27 protein-coding genes are annotated in these 26014 nt (G+C 40.4%); 17 read left to right on the top strand and 10 right to left on the bottom strand.

From position 1 onward, the window contains the following. Positions 1-57: 57 nt before the first annotated feature. The 13 genes from ADH31_RS07345 (at position 58) to ADH31_RS07285 (ending at position 8518) form a co-directional block, all read left to right on the top strand. Positions 58-414, top strand: coding sequence for a DUF2200 domain-containing protein (locus tag ADH31_RS07345; RefSeq protein WP_049509868.1), 357 nt, complete (start codon positions 58-60; stop codon positions 412-414). Positions 415-416: 2 nt separating this feature from the next. Next, on the top strand, positions 417-920 hold the full coding sequence (locus ADH31_RS07340) for a phosphatase PAP2 family protein (protein WP_049509867.1): 504 nt from the start codon (positions 417-419) through the stop codon (positions 918-920). Positions 921-1038: 118 nt separating this feature from the next. Further along, entirely contained in the window at positions 1039-1485 is a 447-nt protein-coding gene (locus tag ADH31_RS07335) for a LytTR family DNA-binding domain-containing protein (RefSeq protein ID WP_004250544.1), read from the top strand. Positions 1486-1489: 4 nt separating this feature from the next. Next, positions 1490-2164: a LiaF transmembrane domain-containing protein gene (locus tag ADH31_RS07330; protein ID WP_049509866.1), complete on the top strand. Its 675-nt coding sequence runs from the start codon at positions 1490-1492 to the stop codon at positions 2162-2164. A 106-nt stretch (positions 2165-2270) separates the two neighbouring features. Further along, positions 2271-2459 carry a 50S ribosomal protein L28 gene (gene rpmB, locus ADH31_RS07325; RefSeq protein WP_001140948.1) on the top strand — a complete coding sequence of 63 codons (189 nt, stop codon included), beginning with the start codon at positions 2271-2273 and terminating at the stop codon, positions 2457-2459. Positions 2460-2609: 150 nt separating this feature from the next. Then, on the top strand, positions 2610-2975 hold the full coding sequence (locus ADH31_RS07320) for an Asp23/Gls24 family envelope stress response protein (RefSeq protein ID WP_000216431.1): 366 nt from the start codon (positions 2610-2612) through the stop codon (positions 2973-2975). Positions 2976-2977: 2 nt separating this feature from the next. Then, positions 2978-4645, top strand: coding sequence for a DAK2 domain-containing protein (locus ADH31_RS07315; RefSeq protein WP_049509864.1), 1668 nt, complete (start codon positions 2978-2980; stop codon positions 4643-4645). A 168-nt stretch (positions 4646-4813) separates the two neighbouring features. Continuing rightward, complete coding sequence (locus tag ADH31_RS07310) at positions 4814-5020, top strand: hypothetical protein (protein WP_049509882.1); 207 nt, start codon at positions 4814-4816, stop codon at positions 5018-5020. Further along, a complete protein-coding gene (locus ADH31_RS07305; protein ID WP_049509863.1) occupies positions 5017-5211 on the top strand; it encodes a hypothetical protein in 195 nt (64 codons plus the stop codon). The genes ADH31_RS07310 and ADH31_RS07305 overlap by 4 nt, the downstream gene beginning before the upstream one ends. Beyond that, entirely contained in the window at positions 5198-6082 is an 885-nt protein-coding gene (locus tag ADH31_RS07300; RefSeq protein WP_049509861.1) for an ABC transporter ATP-binding protein, read from the top strand. Before ADH31_RS07305 ends, ADH31_RS07300 begins: the two co-directional genes overlap by 14 nt. 1 nt (position 6083) lies before the next feature. After that, on the top strand, positions 6084-6821 hold the full coding sequence (locus ADH31_RS07295; protein ID WP_049509860.1) for an ABC transporter permease: 738 nt from the start codon (positions 6084-6086) through the stop codon (positions 6819-6821). Next, positions 6821-7918, top strand: a complete 1098-nt coding sequence (locus ADH31_RS07290; protein WP_049509858.1) for a sensor histidine kinase — start codon at positions 6821-6823, stop codon at positions 7916-7918. Before ADH31_RS07295 ends, ADH31_RS07290 begins: the two co-directional genes overlap by 1 nt. Further along, the gene (locus tag ADH31_RS07285; protein ID WP_049509857.1) at positions 7919-8518 is read left to right on the top strand and encodes a response regulator transcription factor; all 600 of its coding nucleotides are present in this window, start codon (positions 7919-7921) and stop codon (positions 8516-8518) included. 63 nt (positions 8519-8581) lie between these two features. Here the strand turns inward: ADH31_RS07285 and ADH31_RS10075 are convergent, their stop codons facing one another. The 10 genes from ADH31_RS10075 to ADH31_RS07235 all read right to left on the bottom strand — a co-directional run bounded on the left by ADH31_RS10075 (position 8582) and on the right by ADH31_RS07235 (position 20921). Then, a complete protein-coding gene (locus tag ADH31_RS10075) occupies positions 8582-10156 on the bottom strand; it encodes a hypothetical protein (protein WP_049509855.1) in 1575 nt (524 codons plus the stop codon). 70 nt (positions 10157-10226) lie between these two features. After that, complete coding sequence (locus ADH31_RS07275) at positions 10227-11447, bottom strand: DNA cytosine methyltransferase (protein WP_049509853.1); 1221 nt, start codon at positions 11445-11447, stop codon at positions 10227-10229. A 50-nt stretch (positions 11448-11497) separates the two neighbouring features. Beyond that, entirely contained in the window at positions 11498-12343 is an 846-nt protein-coding gene (locus ADH31_RS07270) for a hypothetical protein (protein ID WP_049509852.1), read from the bottom strand. Next, positions 12327-13511: an AAA family ATPase gene (locus ADH31_RS07265; protein WP_049509850.1), complete on the bottom strand. Its 1185-nt coding sequence runs from the start codon at positions 13509-13511 to the stop codon at positions 12327-12329. The genes ADH31_RS07270 and ADH31_RS07265 overlap by 17 nt, the downstream gene beginning before the upstream one ends. Next, positions 13508-15748, bottom strand: coding sequence for a DUF262 domain-containing protein (locus ADH31_RS07260; RefSeq protein WP_049509848.1), 2241 nt, complete (start codon positions 15746-15748; stop codon positions 13508-13510). The genes ADH31_RS07265 and ADH31_RS07260 overlap by 4 nt, the downstream gene beginning before the upstream one ends. Before the next feature lie 59 nt (positions 15749-15807). Further along, positions 15808-18459 carry a valine--tRNA ligase gene (locus tag ADH31_RS07255; protein ID WP_049509847.1) on the bottom strand — a complete coding sequence of 884 codons (2652 nt, stop codon included), beginning with the start codon at positions 18457-18459 and terminating at the stop codon, positions 15808-15810. Then, positions 18452-19030, bottom strand: coding sequence for an AAA family ATPase (locus tag ADH31_RS07250; RefSeq protein ID WP_049509845.1), 579 nt, complete (start codon positions 19028-19030; stop codon positions 18452-18454). The genes ADH31_RS07255 and ADH31_RS07250 overlap by 8 nt, the downstream gene beginning before the upstream one ends. Then, entirely contained in the window at positions 19030-19590 is a 561-nt protein-coding gene (locus ADH31_RS07245) for a GNAT family N-acetyltransferase (protein ID WP_049509843.1), read from the bottom strand. Before ADH31_RS07245 ends, ADH31_RS07250 begins: the two co-directional genes overlap by 1 nt. Next, positions 19577-20155, bottom strand: coding sequence for a flavin reductase family protein (locus tag ADH31_RS07240; protein WP_049509841.1), 579 nt, complete (start codon positions 20153-20155; stop codon positions 19577-19579). Before ADH31_RS07240 ends, ADH31_RS07245 begins: the two co-directional genes overlap by 14 nt. A gap of 370 nt (positions 20156-20525) precedes the next feature. After that, the gene (locus ADH31_RS07235; protein ID WP_049509840.1) at positions 20526-20921 is read right to left on the bottom strand and encodes a helix-hairpin-helix domain-containing protein; all 396 of its coding nucleotides are present in this window, start codon (positions 20919-20921) and stop codon (positions 20526-20528) included. A 215-nt stretch (positions 20922-21136) separates the two neighbouring features. Here ADH31_RS07235 and ADH31_RS07230 point away from each other — a divergent pair, with 215 nt between their 5' ends. The 4 genes from ADH31_RS07230 to ADH31_RS07215 are packed head-to-tail and all read left to right on the top strand — an operon-like array spanning position 21137 to position 25850. Next, on the top strand, positions 21137-21889 hold the full coding sequence (locus ADH31_RS07230; RefSeq protein ID WP_049509838.1) for an isoprenyl transferase: 753 nt from the start codon (positions 21137-21139) through the stop codon (positions 21887-21889). A gap of 8 nt (positions 21890-21897) precedes the next feature. Then, positions 21898-22701 carry a phosphatidate cytidylyltransferase gene (locus tag ADH31_RS07225; RefSeq protein WP_049509836.1) on the top strand — a complete coding sequence of 268 codons (804 nt, stop codon included), beginning with the start codon at positions 21898-21900 and terminating at the stop codon, positions 22699-22701. Between the two features lie 21 nt (positions 22702-22722). Next, positions 22723-23979, top strand: coding sequence for an RIP metalloprotease RseP (gene rseP, locus ADH31_RS07220; protein WP_049502881.1), 1257 nt, complete (start codon positions 22723-22725; stop codon positions 23977-23979). Positions 23980-23996: 17 nt separating this feature from the next. Then, positions 23997-25850, top strand: a complete 1854-nt coding sequence (locus ADH31_RS07215; RefSeq protein ID WP_049509835.1) for a proline--tRNA ligase — start codon at positions 23997-23999, stop codon at positions 25848-25850. Positions 25851-26014: the final 164 nt, after the last annotated feature.

Here is a 26014-nt window from a genome sequence, read left to right as displayed (position 1 = left end):
GAAGGCTTGACGGCCTTCTTTTTCTTCTTTATACTGGTATAATAGAAAGAGGAAAGTATGAGTCAGAAATTATACAATATGAAATTTTCTGCGATCTATCCAGCCTTGATTGCAAAGGTTGAGCGAAAGGGTGGAAGGGCAGAGTCCGTTCACCAAGTGACCAGTTGGCTGACAGGTTATGAAGTGAGTGCCATCCTTGCTTGTCTGAATAGGGACCTTACCTACGGAGATTTTTTTCGACAGGCACCGTCTTATGCACCTGAACGGATTGCGATAACAGGGAAGATTTGTGGGATTCGTATTGAGGAAATTGAGGACCCTCTGATGCAGGAAATCCGTCGTCTGGACAAATTAGTAGACTGGCTTGCTAAAGGGAAAACAGCCCAGCAGGTCCTAGAAAAGTATGAGAAATAGATATGAAAAACTATCAAGAGTGGTACGATAAAACAAAATCAAGTCTCCTTCGTCATCCACAGCTATTACAATTGATGCGTATTTTTAATCGCATGATGACAGTTCTGATACCCTTGGCATACTTGACACTGTTAGGAACAAACTTTGTAGGTAAAGGGGTCTGGAAAGATCTTTCTGCCTATATTTTAGTTCCAGCTTTAGGCTTTGTCCTATTGACGCTTGTTCGTAAGTGGATCAATCAATCGCGTCCCTATGAAACTTGGGAAATTGTCCCGCTACTAGATAAGGATAGTTCTGGTAATTCAATGCCTAGTCGCCATGTCTTTTCGGCAACCATTATTTCCATGGCTTGCATGCATGCTAGTCTACCTATGGGGATGATTTTATTGGTTTTATCAGCTTTTCTCGGTCTTGTGCGGGTTTTAGGTGGTGTTCATTATCCCAAGGATGTTCTAGTTGGCTACGCCTGTGGCCTCCTCTTGGGAATTCTTTTCTTTATTGTGTAAGAAGCAAAGCAAGTGGGCTTGGCCTCGTAACCACTTACGGGTCAAAAGTGACCACTTGCTTTTTTGCCCTTGTAAAGTCTTCTGGCCTTTGGTATAGTAGATGCAGAAAGGAGATAGGATGAAGTTACGAATCGAGATTGATAGTGAATTAACTGAGACAGAGATTGTCATCAAGGCTGCAGCCCTGACAGATGAGATAGCTGACTTGCAACGACTCTTGCAAGAAACCAAGGCTCCTAGGTTGATCTTTTACAAGGGGACGGGTGAGTATTACTTAGACTTGGCAGAAATCCTCTTCTTTGAGACAGAAGGTAGCAAGATTTACGCTCATACCCAGAAAGAAGCCTACGAGGTTCGGCTCAAGCTTTATGAGTTGGAGTCCATTCTGCCCCGCTATTTCAGTCGGGTATCCAAGTCGACCATTGCCAATATCCGGCAGGTTTACTCGGTGGACAAGTCCTTCTCAGGTACAGGAACTATTTCCTTTTATCAGACCCACAAGGAGGTTCATGTGTCACGGCACTACCAATCCCTCCTAAAAGAAAATCTAAGAAACATGAGGTAAGAACATGAAAAAGAAAGCATTTGGTATTGTATTGCTAGTATTGGCAGCTTTAGTATTGTTACAGGGGAATTTTGGAATTCCTTCTCTAGGAGGACACATTTGGCCCTTGATCGGTATTGGATTTTTTGCCTATCAATCAGTTGAAGCATTGCTTCGTCGTCATTTCACTTCAGCTTCTTTTACAGCCCTAGTGGCCCTTATGATTGCTAATCATTTTTACGACATTTTACCGATTCCCAATCAATCATTGTTCTGGGCAAGTATTTTAATCGTAATGGGTGTCAGCGCACTCACTCATTCTAACAGAACTTGGAATGGAAAAAAATGGTGGTATGACGGTGAAAAGACCATTCTGACAGACAAGGAAGTCGCTTTTGGGGCGGGTACATTTTACAAGCAAGACCAAGAATTGGTAGAAGACGAGTTTGAAGTCGGCTTTGGGAATGCCAAAATCTATTATGACAATGCAGAGATGTTAGGTGATTTTGCTACTCTGAATATCGAAGTCGGCTTTGGGAATGCAGTTATCTACGTGCCTCAACACTGGAGAGTAGATCTAAAGGTAGAGACTTTTTGTGGAGCAGCCAAGGCAGATGCCCCTGTAGCCCCAACCAACAAAACCTTGATTATCCGTGGAGATGTAGCTTTTGGGAAACTAGGAGTTGTTTACGTTAAATAAAAAAATATTCCAATCCCCTTGCCAAAAAAGAGAAAGTGTGATAACATAGTACAGTATGTGGTGCTAGCACATCCGCTATATTAGATCTAATAGGAGGAAAACACAAATGGCTAAAGTATGTTACTTTACAGGTCGTAAGACTGTATCAGGAAACAACCGTTCACACGCGATGAACCAAACAAAACGTGCCGTAAAACCAAACCTTCAAAAAGTTACTGTACTTATCGATGGTAAACCTAAAAAAGTTTGGGCTTCAGCTCGTGCTTTGAAATCAGGTAAAGTAGAACGCGTTTAATAAAGAGTAAAAGGCCATCAGGTCTTTTTCTTTTGCTCTAAGCTCAAAATCACTTGTAAAAGGCGCAAATATCCGCCGATACAGTATTCTGCTTTTACACTTGGCTTGAAATATGATAAAATAGAGTATCAACTAGTTGAGGTAGAAAAAATGACTGTAAAAATTAATACAAAAGATGGTCAAATCGAACTAACAGATGAAGTGATTGCTACCGTTGTAGGCGGTGCAGCAACTGAGATTTTTGGTGTGGTCGGTATGGCAAGTAAGAAAGCCCTCAAAGATAATTTCCAAGCCCTCCTTGGGAAGGAAAATTATTCTAAAGGTGTCGTTGTAAAAGCGGCCGAAGATGGTAGCATTGCAGTTGATGTATATACCGTGTTGAGTTACGGAACAAAAATCAGTGAAGTCTCAAAAAATATCCAAGAGCGTGTTCGCTTTAGTTTGGAAAATCAACTTGGCATCACTGCTCAAACTGTGAATGTCTACATTCAAAATATCAAAGTTGTAGGAGAATAATCGTGTCAAATATTACTACAAGCTTATTTCAAGAAATGGTACAGGCTGCATCTACTCGTTTGAACAAGCAAGCCGAATATGTCAACTCATTGAACGTCTTCCCAGTTCCAGATGGAGATACAGGAACAAACATGGGAATGACTATCGAAAATGGTGCCAAAGAAGTAGCAGACAAACCAGCTTCAACAGTTGGTGAGGCCGCAAGTATCTTGGCTAAAGGTCTTTTGATGGGTGCGCGTGGGAACTCAGGAGTTATCACTTCTCAGCTTTTCCGCGGATTTTCACAAGCCATCAAAACCAAAGAAGAGTTAACAGGAAAAGACCTAGCTCTTGCCTTCCAATCTGGTGTTGAAGTAGCCTACAAGGCTGTTATGAAGCCAGTTGAAGGAACAATCTTGACTGTATCACGTGGTGCTGCCATCGGTGCTAAGAAAAAAGCCGAGCAGACAGACGATGCTATTGAGGTGATGCGTGCAGCTTTGGAAGGAGCTAAAACAGCCCTTGCTAAGACTCCAGACATGCTTCCAGTATTGAAGGAAGTTGGAGTTGTAGACTCAGGTGGTCAAGGTTTGGTCTTCATCTATGAAGGATTCCTTTCAGCCCTTACTGGTGAATACAGCGCTTCTGAGGACTTTGTCGCTACTCCAGCCAACATGAGTGAAATGATCAATGCAGAACACCACAAGTCTGTAGCTGGACATGTGGCAACAGAAGACATCACCTTTGGTTACTGTACGGAGATCATGGTTGCTCTTAAACAAGGCCCAACTTATGCTAAAGAGTTTGACTACGAAGAATTCCGTAACTACTTGAACGAACTTGGGGACTCATTGCTTGTTGTCAATGATGACGAAATCGTTAAAGTTCACGTCCATACAGAAGATCCAGGTCTTGTCATGCAAGAAGGACTCAAGTATGGTAGCTTGGTCAAGGTTAAAGTCGATAACATGCGTAACCAACACGAAGCACAAGTGGAAAAAGAAGCAGCTCAAGTCAGCAAACCAGCTGAAGAAAAAGAATACGCCCTTATCGCAGTAGTAGCTGGTCAAGGCTTGGCAGACATCTTCCGTGCTCAAGGTGTGGACTATGTCATCGAGGGTGGACAAACTATGAACCCTTCGACAGAAGACTTTATCAAGGCTGTTGAGCAAGTTAATGCTCGCAACATTATCTTCTTACCGAACAACAAGAATATCTTCATGGCGGCTCAATCTGCAGCCGAAGTATTGGAACAACCAGCTGTTGTGGTAGAAGCACGTACAATTCCTCAAGGATTGACTAGCCTTCTTGCTTTTGATCCAAGCAAGTCTATCGAAGAAAACCAAGAACGCATGACTGCTGCCCTTGGCGATGTTGTCAGCGGTAGTGTAACAACAGCCGTTCGTGACACGACTATCGATGGCTTAGAAATTCATGAAAATGACAATCTTGGTATGGTGGATGGTAAGATCCTTGTATCAAACCCTGATATGCACCAAACCTTGACTGAAACCTTGAAGCATATGTTGGACGAAGACAGTGAAATCGTAACCTTCTATATTGGTGAAGATGGAAGTGAAGAATTGGCTAACCAAATCGCCCAAGAAATCGCAGAAGAATTCGAAGATGTTGAAGTAGAAATCCACCAAGGTCAACAACCAGTGTATCCATATCTTTTCAGTGTGGAATAAGAATGAAATAGAAAACGAAAGAGGTCGGGAAAAGATTCCCGATCTTTTTAGTTTGCAATGAGTTTTTGAGCTGGTAGCTGACTGAACTTTTTATGACATTTGTCATATTTCCTCATGACAGAAGCTTCTAGTGGCAATAGCCTCAAAGAGATATACTAGATGTATCAAATGGAGGAAGAAAAAATGAAACATAAAGTAATTGTCGCAATGAGTTTAGTAGCAGCAGGAGTCATGACTTATCTCATGTTCTCAGGATTGGATGAAGGATTCTATCATTTTCCTTGGGAATTGTTTGCAAGCTTTGGAATCATGTCTTGGTTGATTCGAGAAGGTTTGAAATTGGTCTCAGATGTGAAAAAGGAGTTTGAAAAATGAAAAAAGCGATTCTCTATCTTTTTATTGGACTGTCACTAGTGGTATGGTTGGTAGAAATGTTTACAGGTTGGTTTGATCAAGCCTTCCTTCACCAAGCCATTCGCGATGCCTGGGGTCTAGGATTTATGATTTTTATCGCCTTTCCGATGGGAAAGGAGTGGCTGAAAGGAGAATATCATGAACATGATTAAGGTAGAAAGACTAAATAAAACCATCAAGGGTAAAGCTATTTTGAAGGATATTTCCTTTGAGGTAGCGGAAGGTGAATGCGTCGCCTTGATTGGGCCAAATGGTGCTGGAAAGACAACACTCTTGGACTGTTTGCTTGGAGATAAACTGGTCACCAGCTGTCAAGTATCCATCCAAGGCTTGCCAGTGACGAGCTCTCAGTTAGACTATATTAGATCCTACCTCCCTCAAGAAAATGTCATCGTTCAGAAATTAAAGGTCAAAGAGTTGATTGCTTTCTTTCAAAGCATTTACCCAAATCCCTTGAGCAACCAGGAAATCGATCAACTATTGCAGTTTGACCAGCAACAAAAAGAACAATTCGCAGAAAAATTGTCAGGTGGGCAAAAGCGTCTCTTCTCTTTTGTCTTGACCTTGATTGGCCGACCAAAGCTTGTCTTTTTAGATGAACCAACTGCTGCCATGGATACTTCAACCCGTCAACGCTTTTGGGAAATTGTTCAGGATCTAAAAGCGCAGGGAGTAACTATTCTCTATTCGTCCCATTATATCGAAGAGGTAGAGCATACAGCGGACCGGATCTTGGTCTTGAATAAGGGAGAGTTGATTCGTGATACGACACCTCTAGCCATGCGCAGTGAGGAGATTGAAAAGCACTTCATCCTACCTCTGGCTTACAAGGAAGTCATTGAGCAGTCTAACCTGGTTGAAAACTGGTCACAAAAACAAGATGCCCTGCAAGTAGTCACACGCGAAGCGGATGCTTTCTGGGAACTGTTAGTGCAAGCAGGATGTAGGATTCAAGAAATTGAAGTCAATAACCGTAGCTTGCTGGATACAATCTTTGAAGAAACACAAAAGGGAGATGACTAAGATGAAACGATGGATCGCACTAAACAAGATAGAATTTCTATTGACCAAACGACAATTAGTCTATTATCTGTTATCCGTAGGGATGCCGACAGCCTTCTATTTATTCTTTTCAGGCATGTACCAGGACACACCAGGTGGACCGGCTAATTTTATGCGCGACTACCTCATCTCCATGACGGCTTTTTCCATGATGTCGACAGCTATGTTTTCATTCCCAGCTGTTTTACATACCGATAAAATCAACAACTGGCAGAAAACATTGCGCCATACCCCTGTAAATATGGTAGAATATTATCTATCAAAGATAACAAGTATGATGGTTGATTATTTGGTCTCAATCCTGGTTGTTTTCTCAGTTGGGCACTTGGTCAGAGGTGTGGATATGCCTCTAGGAAGCTGGATTGGGGCTGCGCTTTTGCTGATAGTAGGAAGTGTAGCTTTTGTAGCGCTTGGCTTGACCTTGACACTCTTGCCTTCTAGTCAGCTGATGTCTGTCGTGGGGAATCTTCTCTATCTAGGCTTGGCTGTTTTAGGCGGACTCTGGATGCCCATCTCTTTATTTCCAGACTGGATGCAAGCAATCGGTAAGTGCCTACCAACCTATCAGTTGATGGAGTTGCTCAAGGCCTTCTTAAACGAGGGTGGCATCAATTTATCAGCCACAGTTTATCTACTTGTTTTTTCAGCAGTTTTATTTGGTTTGACTATTTACCTTCAAGGTCATAAGGAGAATGCTTAATGCTTGAAAGACTGAAAAGCATACACTATATGTTTTGGGCCAGTTTGATTTTTATGGTTTTTCCTATCCTCTCTGCAGTAGTTGGGGAGATTCCTAGCTGGCATTTACTAGTTGATATTCTATTTGTGGTGGCTTACTTAGGCGTTTTGACCACCAAGAGTCAGCGCTTATCCTGGCTCTTTTGGATTATCATGCTAGCCTATGTAGCTGGGAATACCGTCTTTATTTATGGCAACTATGTCTGGTTCTTCTTTTTCCTTGCCAATCTCTTGATTTATCATTTTAGAGTGCGTAGCCTACGTTCTCTTCATGTCTGGACTTTTCTCCTTGCCCAAGTTCTTGTTGTTGGACAACTCATGATGTTTCAGTCAGTCGAAACTGAGGTTGTAGCCTTTGAACTTGGAATTCTTACTTTTGTCGATTTGATGACATTGGGCTTGGTTCGGATTCGCATTGTCGAGGATTTGAAAGAAGCTCAGGCCAAGCAAAATGCTCAGATAAATCTATTGCTTGCTGAAAATGAACGTAGTCGTATCGGTCAGGATTTGCATGATAGTCTGGGGCATACCTTTGCTATGCTGAGTATCAAGACAGATTTAGCCTTGCAGTTATTTCAGATGCAGGCCTATCCACAGGTGGAGAAGGAATTAAAAGAAATTCACCAGATCAGCAAAGATTCCATGAATGAAGTGCGAACCATTGTGGAAAATCTGAAATCACGGACCCTAGCTTCAGAACTTGAAACTGTTAAGAAGATGCTGGAAATTGCTGGGATTGAGGTTCAAGTTGACAATCAGTTAGACAAGGCTAGTTTGACCCAGGATGTAGAGTCGACAGCTGCTATGATTTTGTTAGAACTGGCGACCAATATGATCAAACATGCCAGCGCTGAAAAAGCCTATCTAAAACTGGAACGTACAGATCAGGAATTGGTTCTGACAGTTAGAGATGACGGGAAAGGTTTTGCAACTGTAAAAGGAAATGAACTTCACACAGTCCGAGATCGTACTGCAGCCTTCTCAGGTCAAGTAGAACTGGTCAGTTTGAAACATCCAACAGAGGTGCGCGTGCATCTGCCTTATAAGGAGAGAAAGTAGATGAAAGTATTAGTCGCAGAAGATCAAAGTATGCTTAGAGACGCCATGTGCCAGCTCTTAAGTTTCCAACCAGATGTGGAGACTGTCTTGCAGGCAAAAAATGGAGCCGAGGCTATTGAGGTTTTGGGGAAAGAAGCAGTAGATATTGCCATCCTTGACGTCGAAATGCCAGTCAAGACAGGACTCGAAGCACTTGAGTGGATCAAACAAGAAATGCCTGAAACCAAGGTGGTTATCGTTACGACCTTTAAACGACCAGGTTATTTTGAACGAGCGGTCAAAGCAGGAGTCGATGCCTATGTCTTGAAAGAGCGAAGCATTGCCGAACTCATGCAAACCCTACATACGGTGTTAGAGGGACGTAAGGAGTATTCTCCAGAGCTCATGGAAGTCATGATGACCCATCCCAATCCCTTGACCGAGCAGGAAGTTGCTGTCTTGCATGGAGTAGCACAGGGGCTGTCCAACCAAGAAATTGCTGACAAGCTCTACCTCTCAAACGGTACCGTCCGTAATTACATGACCAACATCCTCTCCAAACTAGGTGCCAGCAACCGAACCGAAGCGGCCAAAACTGCCGAAGAAGAAGGCTGGTTGTGAGGGGAGAAGAAAGAAAAAATCTCTTAGAAATGGATCTAAGAGATTTTTTTGTGTTGTTCAGGTCTATTTTGCTACCCAGCCGATGGCATCACTAGGTGGGTTTTCGGTATCAATCCAAATGAACTCAATTCCAATTTCCCCGTTTTTAAACTTGGTCAATCGAATACCATTGATTTCTAGTTCATTGAGTCTTTGACCTGTCAAAACTTCTCGTTCCTTCAACTGGAAAACGCCACGCAAGATCCAATTTCCAAGAATTTCTTGCTTATCAGTTGACTGAATCGCCTTACCAGCTTCTTGGTTGATATAGGCATTGATGACATCACCAGAAGGTAAGAAGCGTAGTTTAAAGGTTCTTTCTTCTTTAGATAGAGCTAGTTTTTTAGTCCCAGATTCAAAGCTTCCAAATCCTGGACCAAAGAAGTCTGGTCTTTCATCATGGAATTTCTTGGAATCAGGCAGAGGAATGTAAACTTCGCTAACTGGACGATAGACGAGTTGTTCAATCTCTTTAATGAGCTTTTCATTGCCAGTCTCGTGGACAAAGTGAATAAAATCCTCACGAATCGCCTTCATCTTAGCTTTTTCTTCCTTGCTAGTCCATTTTTTCAAGAGAATTTCTTCTAGGGAGAAAGTCACAAAAGCTAGTTCTTCTGGAGCTAAAATATCCTTGAATTTATCCTGAATCTTTAAAATCCGTGGCAGGCGATCTTTTTTGGCTAGTTTTGAACCACCGTTAAAGGCATTAAAACCAGAGTTTTCTTCTACATTTCCATGTTTGTCTGTGATTACCCAAGACACCGTTTCTAAGATATCGGATTGTTCCTTTTCAGCTGTTAGCAAATGAAGATTTTCAAAGAGAGAAAAAGGATCTTCGATGTAATGAACGTCCCAAGTATCTACCACAATATCTTTATTATTAAAAGTCATGTGAAGCTGGCTGTCAGCTGCTGTATACTTGTAGTGGTGTTGCCCATCTGTAAATCGGAAATTAGTTGGATTGTTTTTGGTAGTTGATCCTTCAATGACCAGATTATCGATATCAACTGGTAAATAAGATGTTTCACCGACAAAAATCCTTGGATTTTCTCCCTTTGGTGTTGGCATCAGGACGTGATAAACAGCTTCAACATTGACCGAGTCCGAGTTGAATCCCTTGATTTGCGCCTTAGAAGATTCGATTCTCTGATTCCTCAAAGTCGCAATCTTTCTAGCTAACTCTTCATAGCGTTGATAGTTTGCCTTGTCTGCTGCTTCTTTATCTACTGAAATTTCCGCATGAAACTTGATATCACCCAATAAGTCCGTCCAAGATTGAGAATCCTTCTTGAACTGGGCAATTTTTTGGTCTCCAGAATTAATCCCAAAAGATTTGATACCCACTAGGTATTTATGATTTTCATCTACAACGACAGAGGCATCATAGGAAGTATTGGCAATATCTTCCCCTACGGCATTAAAGGCTTTTTGAAAAACAGTCTCCTGAAATTTAGAGTTGACAATCGGAGCGACAAACTGTTCTGTTTGTCCCTCGTCTTCGGATTCTGCCTTTTGAGAGAAAGCTTGGCTCAAGCTAGCGAAGTTGGTAATTAAGGTTTTGTATTTGTCTTTTTGTTCAGACTTTAGATGTTCCCACATAAGCGCCCTCTTTTCTATTTTCAGTATATCAAAAGAAGATTAGTTTTTCACTAATCCTCTTATATATTCGTTAATTAATACTGTAAAATTCGAGTTTGCCTTGTTTTTTTACAAGTCTCAAATACTCTTCATCTGACAGAACCGCTAAACCATCGTCATAAGCCTTGATTTTTTCAAGAGCTTGCTCATAGCTATCTACAAAGTCCTTGACATAGGATTGCCCTTCAAATTGACCGTTCATCTTGGTATAGATGATGGCAAATTTTCCTGAGCGGTCAAGTTGAGATTGACCTTGGCTTTCATTTAAGGCCTTGGCAACATTTTCCGCGATGCGTTTAATAACAGGAACAACCACGCTATTTCCTGCTTGCTTGTAGAGCTGACCATTGGAAACCCCTTCTGGGATTTTAAAGGATTTAGGATATCCTTGAACATTAAAGGTTTCTTTCGGTGTCAGCTTGCGAATCTCACCACTGTCCGTCAAAATCAACGGAACGTTGTGTCCGCCTGTTCCCATATTGGCTGTCAAGGTAGGGACAACGCCGTTTTTGTTTTCACGGACATACTGACGACGCCACTGGTAGACCGTATCTTGGCTGGTGACTTCAAATTTCAACTGATCGTAGAAATTTTGCTTGCCTTCACGGTAGTAGTAGACCTCGTCTAACTGGTCACCAAAGTTAATCACATCCTGAAGAGTCGTAGTCAGCTTGATTTCCTCTGGAAATTCAAACAAATCATAAGCTTCCTTGGTATCAAAACCAACAATGTAGATACGCTCACGGTTTTGTGGGATATTTCCATAATCTTTCCCGTTGAGGACCTTCCACTTGATAAAGTAGTTGTTCTCCGTCAAAGCTTCACGAATAACCTTGAAGGTATTGCCGTGGTCATGACCGACCATGTTCTTGACATTTTCGATGAAAATAGCACGAGGTTTACACCCCTCAATCATGCGAAGCAATTCAAAGAAAAGATCGCCACGATCATCATCAAAGCCCTTGCGATAACCCGCAATACTAAAGGCTTGGCAAGGGAAACCTCCCATAATCACATCCACGCGTTCAGCTGGAATGTCCTCTGGCTGAACATCGTGAATATCACGACCATCCAAATAGGTATCTGGATGGTTTAACTGATAAGTCTGACGCGCATACTTATCAAACTCATTGGCATACACCACTCTGAACTCGTTGGTCTGTTCAAATCCCAACTCAATTCCCCCAACACCTGAGAAGAAAGCTGCAATGTTGTACTTCTCAGGCCGGTTCGAACTTACAGAATTTGTCATGTAGTTACCTACTTTCAATTTTTTTAAAATATTGTTTTACTCTCTAATAATTATTCGATATCACTCGGAATAAAAAAATTATGCTCTTTTAATACTTTTTTTATCTCGCTAGAAACACGATATTTTTTACCATATCCATCATGCTTCCATAGATTTTTTTGGCTCTTTTTTATATCAAAAAAGTTATCTATTAAGTAGAACGCAAAATCTTTTTTAGGATGTATATGAGAAAAATTCAATTTCTCCCTTCCTCCAGATTGAATTTGGACATCTGGACCATCAACGTGAAAATCACTATTATTACGTATAGAAGTTTCAAATAGCCTTTCTTTTTGACTAAGCATTTCATCACATCGTTTACCATATCCATCTATTAGATAGTTATTTCTTTTTTCTCCAATTAAAGAATATTTATGAGATAATTGATTTCCTAAATTATCAGTGTCTATAATTTCTAATGGAAAAGTGTTGAATTCTGGTGATTTAAACTGTAAATAATTACTTAGCTTGTCTTTTGATAGATTAATAACTTTCTTACCATTTTTAGGTATTTCTTGGTAGCTTAGAGTCCAAGTTTCACAACATTTTTCACTATATGCTGCTGTTAAATTACCTATAATAGAGTCTAATATTGCCACAATATAACGATCTTGAACCTCATAATATTCATATCTTTTTGTATATAGAGCGGATAATAATGAAGAGCTAAATATAAGAATTAATTTATCTTTTTCTCCTTTACTTGTCAGTAAATCATTCAACAATTCTATTTCAGTTTTTGTTAAATCTAAATTTTCGCATTCTTTAAAAAGTAAAACAATCCATAGTGGAATTTTGGGATGTAAGTCATAAAATTCTGTACAAGATGTTGTTTTCTTTTCAGTATTTTTTGCCATCTTCTCTTCTCTTCTCATATACAACTTTATAGAATTTATTATTATCCTTTAAGTACTGATCAAAAAGCCCTTGGTGATATTCTATTACAGTACCATTTTCATCTAACTCCACTGTTCTAATTTTAGTTGTTAATACTTCTCCTAGGTTCTCATCACTAACTTTTTCAAGAGCAGCAAATAAAATTGTACAATCTAAATTCGTCATTTTAAAATATTTGGCTACATTGAAAATGTGATCACTATGAGTTTCAATAAATAATTGGCGATTTGACTCAGATACCCATTGGTAAAAATACATTAGATTGGATTGTAAACTAGGATGTAAATGGATTTCTGGGTTCTCAATAATAACTACTGTTTCCTCGGGAAGTATAAGTAAAGCCAATATTTGAAATAGTATAAAGGTAACTCCTGTGCCAACATGTTGTGGTTCATACTCACTTCCTCCCTTATGATATTTCAATTGTAATAGTTTCGAACTAATATCATCTACAGAGACTGTATATCCAGTGAACTCTTCAAGCCAAAAATTAACTATATTAATCAATTCTGCCTTACTACTAGTTTCAACTATATAATCAATTCCTTTACGTTCCAAAATGGTTTGTTGCATGGGATTTGATTCATAGACAGGTAGTTTAGGAAATATTTCACGAATTTTATTATTATTAAAAAATAACTCTCTATTTTTTATAACAAATTCTTTACTATCACTTTTTTCATAAAGTAATGAAATTAACCCTTCCCCTCTAGGGTTAAATAATTCTAAATCTCTACTCTTTTTATAACTATCCAAAATTCCAATTCTCTCAGCCGATAGATAAGCTATATCTATAATTTTCGGATATGTAGGGGGACGCTTCCCATCCTCTATTGTAATTATTTGGTCTAGAGTTGTGGGAACGCCAAAGGAATACTTAAATGTAATTGTTTTTGATTCCTCTTTTGATAATTGATTATTTTTTAAATTATCTACACTTCCTAATTTTTTTAAATATCCATTTAAAATATCGTGTGAGTCGGATTGACCCAAAATAAGCAATGATTCAATTAATGAAGATTTCCCTGCAGAATTTACGCCAGTAATAACATTTAAATTAGAAAATTCAACTTTTTCATTTAATGCGTACGATTTATAATTTTCAATTTCAACACTTTTTAATTTCATAATATATCCTTCAATTTTAAAGATTGCTTAATATCCTTTATAAATTTTTCAATGTAAGAAAATCTCCAGGTTAGTTTTTCTTTAGAGTCTCGTCTATATAAAATATTATTTTCAAAATTCTCATCGCCAATAAATTTAATATAAAAGTCAAAGAATAAATCTAAATTAGTTTCAATAACTGATTTTTCAAAGCTGGATATTAAAAACAACCAACTCTCAAAAATAATCATATTTACAGTGTTTGAATCTTTCCGACTGAATTCTTTGTATGATTTCAACTCAAACATTCGTTTTGAAATTTGAATACATGATTCATATAATGAATACAACTTTTTCACCTCAGAATCACTAATAATATTAATAAATTTCATTACCCTATCTAATAGATTATCAATTCCATCATAATCGCTATCAAAGTTATAAATACTCATAAATGAATCATTATTATGAATTAGATAATAAGCAAGGAATCTCAATACTAAGTATTGATCTTTCTTTCGTTTTATTGGGACTATTCGTAATTCTTTATTATCAGAAATTTTATTTAATAAATATGTTACTTTACCAACATTTGAAGCATTTCTAATTTCTTGAATGGTTAATCTCTCTCCACCTCTATTAACTCTCATAAAAATTTCATTTTGAAATCTCGGTATAACTGAAGAGTCAACTAAGTAACATGTCAAAGGGTAATCTTCAAATTTTCTTTTTACTCTTGATTCAAGTTCTTTAAAATAAACCTCATCTTTTGAATCTTTATTTAAACATAAAAATCTATAACTTGATGGCAAAGAAAGTTTCCCTTTTAGAAATTCTAAAATTGAATTAATTCTTTGTTTTCCATCTACTACCAGCAAATTTCCGTTTTTATCTATTGAAAAATAAAAAGTAGGAATAGGAATACCAAGTAAAATACTGTCGATCAATTGTTGTTTCTTAGGCTGATTCCAAACATATTCACGCTGAAAACTAGGTTCCAAAATCAATGCATCACCTAAATCAGTATAATCTATTCCCACATTGCTATTATCTTTGTAATCATTTTGATATTCTATAAGTCGATCATAGAATTTCTTGATATCTGAAATGCTAAGCTCTCGTTGAGTAACCGATAGTTTTCTTTTTAATTCATTAGCTGGCAATGACATAAGTTTTTCCATTTCTGATTTAAACTCATTATCATCCTTATCTATTTCAAGAGCAACTTCTAGTGCTTCACTCTTATCAATAAAATTTTCATCGCTTGATAAATTTATTTTATCTAATAGATCATCATTTCCTTCAAAATCTAGATCTAGATTATTTTTTAAACTATTTTCTTCATATTCGCCATCTGTTAGTAATTTAGGAACATTATCCAAACTTCGAAAATTTTCATCGCCAATCAATAGTTTTATACTATTTTTATAATCAGAGAATAAATCACAAATAGCACTAAAAATAGAAAGAGCACCTTTTGTTGAAACACGATTAATAGCTTGATTGGGAGTTCCCTTGAGACTAGGGCCAATATTAAATTCATTTGAAGTATCTGGATAGTAATATAAATCTGAAGGAGTTATTTCTGTAGGTAATTTAATTAAGACTTTTGCAGTAATTTCATAGTTATTAGTTGAATTCTCTACATGAATATTTTCTACCTGACCAATAGCTGTCAATCCATTTTCCCATTCCTTCCATTTCTCGCTATCTCCACCTAGAGAAAGAAATAAAAGGTCACCGACTTTAAGTTTTTGACTATTTGATGTTTTAGGATTATATCGGTTCAGATTATCAATTCTAACATTATAATCAATTATTTCTGTAGTAGCATCTAAATTGTAAAGAGAGGTTGAAGTTTCTTCTTTTTTGGTTTTGATACTATAAAGATATACTTCTTTGCCTCCTATACAAAGGAAATATGAATTCTTGTCTAAATTTTTGTATATCTCGGACACTTTATTTTGAAGTTCGCTTAATGAGAAATCTTTATATTCATTATAAACTTTCCAAAGACTTTTATTTTCATTTTCTAAATCTCTTTGGTGGTATCCTTTTCTACCGTTTTTGAAATAAGGATCAAATGAATCTGTCCATTGTCGGATAGTATTAGCTTTTATTCCAGTTAAAATTTCTAATTCACGGTATTTACTAATAATTTTACTTCTTCTTTTATCATTGCTAGGCAATTTTGAGAAATACAAACAAATAATTTGAACCTTCGTCTTCAAATCAATATTATCATTTCGAGTAGTCATATAACTATACTTTCTATTTTAGGTAGTAGGAAACACGGCTCGTCACCGTGTTTCTTTATTTATTTCACCAACTTCTTCATCTCATCAATACGTGCTACGGTCGCGTCGTATTTAGCTTGGTAGTCGGCTTGTTTGTCGCGTTCTTTTTGGACAACTTCTGGTTTGGCATTGGCTACGAAGCGTTCGTTAGAGAGTTTCTTACCAACCATATCCAGTTCTTTTTGCCATTTAGCCAGTTCCTTGTCGAGACGAGCTAGTTCTTCTTCGACATTGAGGAGGTCTGCCAGTGGCAGGTAGATTTCTGCTCCTGTGATGACGCTTGACATTGCAAGTTCAGGTGCAGGGATGGTTGAGGCGATTTCCAAGTGTTCTGGATTTGTGAAGCGTTTGATGTAGTTGACATTGCTGTTAAAGAAAGCTTCTAAGTCGCTATCGCTTGTCTTCACAAGGATGGTGATTGGCTTGCTTGGTGCAACGTTTACTTCCGCACGCGCATTACGAACAGCACGGATCAAGTCTTTGAGGCTTTCGACACCAGTGTGGGCAGCAAGGTCTTCAAAGGCTGGGTTAACAGTTGGGTATTCCGCTGTAACGATAGAGCCTTCTGAGATTTGTCCAAAGATTTCCTCTGTCACGAATGGCATAATTGGGTGAAGGAGACGAAGGATCTTGTCCAAAGTATAAAGGAGAACAGAACGTGTGATGACTTTCTCTTCTTCGTTATCGCTATAAAGGACTTCCTTGGTCAATTCAACGTACCAGTCCGCAAACTCATCCCAGATGAAGTTGTAGAGGATGTGTCCAGCAACACCAAACTCAAACTTGTCAAAGTTTTCAGTGACTTTTCCGATGGTTTCATTGAGGTTGTGGAGAATCCAGCGGTCTGTGACATTCCCAGCTTCCTTGTTGACCACTTTTTCGACATTGGCAGTTGCTTGCTCAAGGGTTAAACCTTCATTGTTCATGAGGATGTAGCGAGAGATGTTCCAGATCTTGTTAATGAAGTTCCATGAAGCATCCATTTTCTCGTAAGAGAAGCGCACGTCTTGCCCTGGTGCAGAACCGTTTGAAAGGAACCAACGAAGGGCATCGGCACCGTATTTCTCGATGACGTCCATCGGGTCAATCCCGTTACCGAGGGATTTAGACATCTTGCGTCCTTGCTCGTCACGAATGAGACCGTGGATAAGCACGTTTTGGAATGGCTGACGGCCCGTGAATTCCAAGGATTGGAAGATCATACGAGACACCCAGAAGAAGATGATGTCGTAACCAGTAACCAAGGTTGAAGTTGGGAAGTAACGTTTGAAGTCTTCTGAGTCGACATCAGGCCAGCCCATAGTTGAGAATGGCCAAAGGGCAGAACTGAACCACGTATCTAAGACGTCTTCGTCCTGAGTCCATCCGTCACCTTCTGGGGCTTCTTCACCGACGTACATTTCACCCTCAGCATTATACCAAGCAGGGATTTGGTGACCCCACCAGAGCTGACGAGAGATAACCCAGTCGTGGACATTTTCCATCCATTGGAGGAAGGTATCGTTGAAACGAGGTGGGTAGAATTCTACCTTGTCCTCTGTGTCTTGGTTGGCGATAGCGTTCTTAGCCAATTGGTCCATCTTGACGAACCATTGAGTAGACAAGCGTGGCTCAACCACAACACCTGTACGCTCTGAGTGACCAACACTGTGGATACGTTTTTCGATTTTGACGAGGGCACCGATTTCTTCCAACTTAGCAACGACTGCCTTACGAGCTTCAAAACGATCCATGCCTGCAAATTCAAAGGCCAAGTCATTCATGGTTCCGTCATCGTTCATAACATTGATTTGTGGCAAGTTGTGACGTTGACCAACCAAGAAGTCGTTTGGATCGTGAGCAGGAGTAATTTTTACGACACCTGTACCAAACTCAGGATCTGCGTGTTCGTCCCCAACGATTGGAATCAATTTATTAGCGATTGGAAGGATGACGTTTTTACCAATCAAGTCCTTGTAGCGTGGGTCCTCTGGATTGACCGCAACCGCAACGTCCCCAAACATGGTCTCTGGACGAGTTGTCGCAACTTCAAGGGCACGCGAACCGTCTTCTAACATGTAGTTCATGTGGTAGAAGGCACCTTCGACGTCCTTGTGGATAACCTCGATATCGGAAAGGGCTGTGCGAGCTGCTGGGTCCCAGTTGATGATAAATTCACCACGGTAAATCCAGCCTTTCTTGTAAAGGTCCACAAAGACCTTGCGAACCGCTTTTGACAAACCTTCGTCAAGAGTGAAACGCTCACGAGAGTAGTCTACAGAGAGCCCCATCTTGCCCCATTGTTCCTTGATAGTAGTGGCATATTCGTCTTTCCATTCCCAGACTTTCTCAAGGAATTTCTCACGACCAAGGTCGTAACGGCTGATGCCTTCGCCGCGCAAGCGCTCCTCAACCTTAGCCTGAGTAGCAATCCCAGCGTGGTCCATCCCTGGAAGCCAAAGCGTATCAAAGCCTTGCATGCGTTTTTGACGGATGATGATATCTTGCAAAGTTGTATCCCAAGCGTGACCGAGGTGGAGTTTCCCAGTTACGTTTGGTGGTGGAATGACGATTGAATAAGGCTTAGCTTTTTGATCGCCTGAAGGCTTAAAAACATCTTCGTCCAGCCATTTTTGGTAACGACCAGCCTCAACCTCGGCTGGATTGTATTTAGGTGAAAGTTCTTTAGACATGTGTTTGTCCTTTCTCTATTGTATTCATTTTATCTTGAATCTGCTTAGCAGCTTCTTCTGCAGACAGATTCGTATTATTTATTTTAAGGTAGTGGTGCAACTCATTCGGTTGATGTTGGGAATTTAATTGAAGTGTTTCAGCGGTCTCTAAAATTTCTCTTTCAGATATCTCAATATGCCGTTTCAAGGGCTTGTGCTTCAACCGGTTCTCCGTTCGATTTCGACGTAAACGCTCTTCAAGACTTGTTTCCAATTCAACAAACAGAATCTCTTGATGAAAGTTATCCAATAAATCCTGAATTTGCTTTAAATACATCAGCTGGTACTGATTTGAAAAATCAATTACGTCAGTTAAAATTACTGATCGCTGATTTCTTGCACTTGCTCCAAGGAAAGAAAAGGTGATTCCACGAACAAATTCCCACATTTCTTCCGTAAAATCCTGATAGATTTCGAGTGCGAAATCAATTGTTTGATGGTTGAAAAAGAGAGTCGCACCGGTGAGTTTTGAAAGTTCCTGACCAATGGTCATTTTCCCTGAGGCTGGAGCTCCAATGATGAAAACATGCATCAATCCGCCTCCCACTCACTCCTCAGCAAGCCATATATCAGACTGTCACAGCGATTGCCTTGGGCATCTTTGCGGTCTCGGATACGAGCTTCAAGGGTAAAACCAAGCTTCTCAGTAACACGTTGACTTTGGGCATTGTAACCAAAACAAGTCAGCTCAATCTTGTGTAGGTTCAATTCTTTAAAAGCTAAATCAATCAAGGCACGCGCCGCTTCAGGAACATAACCTCGGCCCCAATAGTCTGGGTGCAAGGTATAGCCAAGTTCTAACACATCGTCTTCGTAGCGACGGGGGAAATCGACAGAACCAATGATTGTATCGGTCCCTTTAATCACAATTCCATAGCCTGCTGGGAGATTGTCCTTTTGATTACGCTCGGGAAGGATATGTTCTAGGTAATAAATCTCATCTTCCAAGGTTTTGACAGGTGGAAACCCTGCTGGGTAAGAGACTTCTGGACGACTGGCATAGCCAAAGATATCCTCAGCATCCGCCACTGTACGGACTCGCAAGACCAGTCGCTCCGTTTCGATTTGTTCTGGCAGTTCAGTTCTTGTCATTCTTCTTCCTCGCTTTCTTGATGAAGCTTCCCATGGGATCGACTCGGTCATCTAGATAACGGTAAACGCGCTGATGGCCGTCCCCCATAAAGTAAGTCGGCGCAAAACGGTCATTTTTAAAATGCCCCTTGTCATCTAAGAGCTCTGGATCAGCCAGTCGCTCGAGAATCTTGGCAAAGATATGGCAGATGCCATCTTCCTCGATAATTCGATCAACCTGGCAATCCAAAACGACTGGACAAGCCTCCAAAATAGGAGCCTGAGTCCGCTCAGAAATCTCGTAGTCAAGCCCCAGGTGTTTCAACTTTTCCCGATGGCTGATAAAGCCAGCCTGTTCCATCTCAAGCATGAGGTTTTCGTCAGGGATGTTGACAGTGAACTGTTGGTAATGCTTAATCTGGTCAGCTGCATTTTCCTCAGCACCAACACCGATGACCAGCCAATCTCCCAGACTATAAGAGGAGCTACAGGTCGTGATATTGTGCTCAAAGTTCTGGTCCTGATATCCCAAGATGAAGATTGGAAAACCATAGTAGAGTTTACTGGTATTAAAAGATTGTTTCATGACAACCTCCTTTGGCTAGGGGTGTAAAAGAAAAATCGTCCCTGCCATCAATCTGACAGGGACGAATGTGTTTATCCGCGGTACCACCCAATTTCGGGCAGCTGCCCGCAACTTTAATCTTCTTGTTTCTCTTTTATGACGTCGTTAGTTCGTCTTGCCGTACTTGAGTACAGCCTGCAACTCGCTGTCTAGTCCTAAAAGGAAACAAAAAGATTTATATTTCATTTTTTAATTTCATCCATTAGCAACCAGTTTTGACACATTTGTGGACTTCTCAGCACCGCCACTTTCTGTAAAATGTGGGACTCAAAACACCTCTAATGGCTATATTTTAACAAGTTTTTGACGGAAAAGCAAGGAACAAGAAAGATTACTTGAACTTAATGCCGTTTTCTTTTAATTTCTTGATTGTTGCTGGACCGATTCCTTTCAAAGCAAGGAGTTCTTTTTCTGTCCAGTTTTTGAAGTCAGCAGCAGACTTGATACCTTCATCGTAGAAAGTCTTAGCGCGGTCAACTGAAAGTCCACCTAGGTTTGCTGCGAAATCTTCTACAGAAGTAGCAACTTTTTGTGCTTGTTCTTTAGTTGCTTCTACAGTTTTTTCAACCTTCTTAGAGACAGCTTTACCTGCATCGCTTGCCGCTTTTTCAGCATGTTTTACAACTTTTTTTGTTTCTTCGACAACCTTGTTTACAGTGTTTGAAAATGCACCTGAGCGACGTAGGCTGTTTCTCAATTGTTTTTTACGTTGGAGTGTCTTTGACATGATAAAATCCTTTCAATAAAAAATCCCTGTGGCTGAACAAGGATCGAATCTCTATGGTTTTATTGTATCAACTTTCTTTAGGAATTGCAAGGCTTGATATACTGGAAATATAGGAGATATATGGGAAATTTCGCCGTAGAATGATAGGCAATAATAGAAGAAAAGTGAAAAATATGGTATAATGAAACGATAGATTTTTGAATAGGAATACAATCATGTTTGGATTTTTAAAAAAAGATAAAGCAACAGAAGCTCCCACAATGGTGCCAGACCACATCGGTGTGATCATGGATGGGAATGGCCGTTGGGCTAAAAAACGGATGCAGCCACGAGTCTTTGGCCATAAGGCTGGGATGGATGCTTTGAGAAAGGTAGCTATTGCTGCTAGTGATATGGGCGTCAAAGCCTTGACAGTCTATGCCTTTTCAACTGAAAACTGGACCCGTCCAGATCAGGAAGTCAAATTTATCATGAACCTGCCAGTTGAATTCTATGATAAGTTTGTTCCTGAATTGCATCAGAAGAACATGAAGATTCAAATGATTGGGGAGACTGATCGCTTGCCGAAGCAGACTTTTGATGCCTTGAAAAAGGCAGAAGAGCTGACTAAGTTAAATACAGGCTTGATTCTCAATTTTGCCCTTAATTATGGTGGACGAGCTGAGATTACACAAGCTGTTAAGCTGATTGCACAGGATGTTTTAGATGCTAAGATCAATCCTGGTGATATTACCGAGGAATTGATTGGGGAATACCTTTTTACGGGTCATTTGCCAAAAGTATTGCGGGATCCTGACTTAATTATTCGGACCAGCGGTGAACTTCGTTTGAGTAATTTCTTGCCTTGGCAGGCTGCTTATAGCGAGCTCTATTTCACGGATGTCTTGTGGCCTGACTTTGATGAGGAAGCCTTGAAAGAAGCTATCATCGAGTACAATCGTCGCAACCGTCGTTTTGGAGGAGTTTAGGAGATATTATGATACAGGATTTACAAAAGAGAACCCTTTTTGCTATCTTGGCCTTGGCTATCTTTATCCCAATCTTGGCGATTGGTGGCTTATGGCTCCAGATTGCCATGGGCATTGTGGCTATGTTGGGAGTACATGAGTTGCTTCGCATGAAGGGGTTAAATACCATGACGCCTGAAGGACTCTTGACTTTACTAGCAACCTTTTTTCTGACTATTCCTTTAGAAAACTACCTGAAGTTTTTGCCCGTGGATGGAAACGTTGTTGCTTATAGTGTTGTGATTCTCATTTTGCTAGGAGCAACAGTTTTTAGCAAGAATTATACTATTGAGGATGCTGTTTTTCCGATTGCCATGAGTTTTTATGTTGGCTTTGGCTTTAATGCTTTGGTCGATGCTCGTATTGCAGGTTTGGATAAGGCGCTTTTGGGACTTTGTATGGTCTGGGCAACCGATAGTGGCGCCTATCTAGTAGGGATGAAGTTTGGTAAGAGAAAGCTAGCTCCGAGAGTTTCCCCTAACAAGACTATAGAGGGTGCTATAGGAGGTATCTTGGCTGCTATGCTAGTGACTTTGATCTTTATGCTAGTTGATAGTACTGTCGCTTTACCTTATGGGATTTACAAAATGATGGTCTTTGCTATTTTCTTTAGTCTAGCTGGTCAGTTGGGGGATTTGATCGAAAGTGCCATGAAACGCCACTTTGGTGTCAAAGATTCAGGCAAGTTTATCCCTGGTCATGGTGGGGTACTGGATCGTTTTGACTGTATGCTAGTCGTTTTCCCTATTATGCATCTCTTTGGCTTATTTTAAGGAAAGGTAAATAGAAATTAAATGATAGGATTACTAACATTTATCCTAGTTTTTGGGATTATCGTGGTGGTTCACGAGTTCGGGCATTTTTACTTTGCTAAGAAGTCCGGGATTTTAGTTCGTGAATTTGCCATTGGTATGGGGCCCAAAATCTTTGCCCATATCGGAAAAGATGGTACTGCCTATACCATTCGTCTTCTGCCACTGGGTGGTTACGTTCGTATGGCAGGTTGGGGTGAAGATACGACAGAGATTAAGACTGGAACCCCTGCGAGTCTAACATTGGCAGCGGATGGTAAGGTCAAGCGTATCAATCTCTCTGGGAAAAAGGTTGACCAGACTGCTTTACCCATGCAGGTTACCCAGTTTGATTTTGAGGATAAACTCTTTATTAGAGGCTTGGTCTTAGAAGAAGAGAAGACTTTCTCAGTTGACCATGATGCAACCATCGTGGAAGCTGATGGAACGGAAGTTCGTATCGCTCCCTTAGACGTCCAATATCAAAATGCGACTGTCTGGGGGAAATTGATTACCAACTTTGCTGGTCCTATGAATAACTTTATCCTAGGAGTTATCGTCTTCTGGATTTTGATTTTCATGCAAGGCGGTGTTCGTGATACGCAAACGAACAATTTCAGCATTATTCCAGATAGCGCTTTGGCTAAGGTTGGAGTTGAAAATACGGCCCAAATTACTAAGGTCGGAAGTTATGAGATTTCAAACTGGTCAGATCTGATCCAGGCGGTTGATGCAGAAACCAAGGACAAAACAGCTCCCGTTTTGGATGTGACAGTCTCTGAAAATGGAACTGAAAAACAAGTGAGTGTGACACCTGAGGAAAGCCAAGGGCGTTATATTTTGGGTGTCCAGCCGAGACTCAAATCAGATATCTGGTCTATGTTTATGGGTGGATTTACAACTGCGGCTGATTCAGCCTTGCGAATTCTCAATGCTTTGAAAAGCTTGATCTTCCAACCAGATTTGAATAAACTAGGCGGTCCCGTTGCTATCTTTAAGGCAAGTAGCGATGCTGCCAAGAACGGACTGGAAAATGTCTTGTACTTCTTGGCTATGATTTCCATCAATATCGGAATTTTCAATCTGATTCCAATTCCTGCGCTCGACGGTGGAAAAATCGTGCTTAACATCATTGAAGCTATTCGCCGCAAACCACTAAAACAAGAAATTGAAACCTATGTCACTCTGGTCGGAGTTGTCATTATGGTCGTTTTGATGCTCGCCGTGACATGGAACGACATCATGCGTACCTTCTTTTAAGAAATAGAGGAGTCATTATGAAACAAAGTAAAATGCTTATCCCAACGCTTCGCGAAATGCCAAGCGATGCTCAAGTTATCAGTCACGCCCTTATGTTGCGTGCTGGTTATGTTCGTCAAGTATCAGCAGGTGTTTACTCATACCTACCACTTGCTAACCGTGTTATCGAAAAAGCTAAGAAGATCATGCGTCAAGAGTTTGACAAGATTGGTGCTGTTGAGATGTTGGCTCCAGCCCTTCTCAGTGCAGACCTTTGGCGTGAGTCTGGCCGTTATGAAACCTACGGTGAGGACTTGTACAAATTGAAAAATCGTGAGAAGTCAGACTTTATCTTGGGGCCAACTCACGAAGAAACTTTCACAGCTATTGTCCGTGATTCTGTCAAGTCTTACAAGCAATTGCCACTGAACTTGTACCAAATTCAACCTAAATACCGTGATGAAAAACGTCCACGTAATGGACTTCTCCGTACGCGCGAATTCATCATGAAAGATGGTTATAGCTTCCACGCTAACTACGATAGCTTGGATGTAACTTATGATGAGTACAAGGCAGCCTATGAGCGTATCTTCACTCGTAGTGGTTTGGACTTTAAAGCCATCATCGGTGACGGTGGAGCTATGGGTGGTAAGGATAGCCAAGAGTTTATGGCCATCACACCTGCTCGTACAGACCTTGACCGTTGGGTTGTTTTAGACAAGTCTGTCTCATCATTTGATGAAATCCCTGATCAAGTGCAAGAAGAAATCAAGGCAGAATTGCTCAAATGGATGGTTTCGGGTGAGGATACCATTGCCTACTCAAGTGAATCAAGCTATGCAGCTAACTTGGAAATGGCAACCAATGAGTACAAACCAAGCAATCGTGTTGTGACTGAAGAAGAAGTATCTCGCGTGGAAACACCAGGTGTTAAATCTATCGATGAAGTCGCATCCTTCTTGAATGTCTCTGAAGAGCAAACAATCAAGACCTTGGTTTATATCGCAGATGAGGAGCCAGTTGTGGCCCTACTTGTTGGCAATGACCAGCTCAACGAAGTCAAATTGAAAAACTACCTTGGAGCAGATTTCTTGGAACCTGCAACTGAGGCAGAAGTGAAAGAATTGTTGGGAGCTGACTTTGGTTCCCTTGGCCCAGTAAATCTTCCAGAAAATGTTAAGATTATTGCAGATCGCAAGGTACAAGATAGCCGCAATGCTGTTGTTGGTGCCAATGAAGATGGTTACCACTTGACTGGTGTCAACCCAGGTCGTGACTTCACTGCCGAGTATGTGGATATCCGTGAAGTTCGTGAAGGTGAAATTTCTCCAGACGGACAAGGTATTCTTAACTTTGCGCGTGGTATCGAAATCGGTCACATCTTTAAACTGGGAACTCGTTACTCAGCAAGTATGGGTGCAGATGTCTTGGATGAAAATGGTCGTGCTGTGCCAATCATCATGGGCTGCTACGGTATCGGTGTCAGCCGTCTCCTTTCAGCAGTTATGGAACAACACGCTCGCCTCTTTGTTAACAAAACTCCTAAAGGTGAATACCGTTACGCTTGGGGTATCAACTTCCCTAAAGAATTGGCACCATTTGATGTGCACTTGATTCCGGTCAATGTTAAGGACGAAGCAAGTCTTGAATTGACTAATCGCATCGAAGAAGCCTTGGTCAACAAAGGCTACGAAGTCTTGACAGATGACCGTAACGAACGTGTCGGAGTTAAATTCAGCGATAGCGACTTGATTGGTCTTCCAATCCGTATCACTGTTGGGAAGAAAGCAGCCGACGGTATCGTAGAAGTGAAGATCAAGGCGACAGGGGATACTATTGAAGTTCATGCAGATAACTTGCTTGAAACCCTTGAAATCCTAACAAATAAATAAAATCTATAATCAGAAGAAAAACAAGACAAAAATGTAACTAGTTTTTGCCTTGTTTTTTCTTTATAATGAGAGAAAGTAAGACTCAATGAAAATCAAAGAGCAAACTAGGAAACTAGCCGAAGGTTGCTCAAAACACCGTTTTGAGGTTGTGGATAGAACTGACG

The organism is Streptococcus pseudopneumoniae, from assembly GCF_001072375.1.
Taxonomy (GTDB): Bacteria; Bacillota; Bacilli; order Lactobacillales; family Streptococcaceae; genus Streptococcus; species Streptococcus pseudopneumoniae_L.
This window is presented reverse-complemented; position numbering and strand designations above follow the sequence as displayed.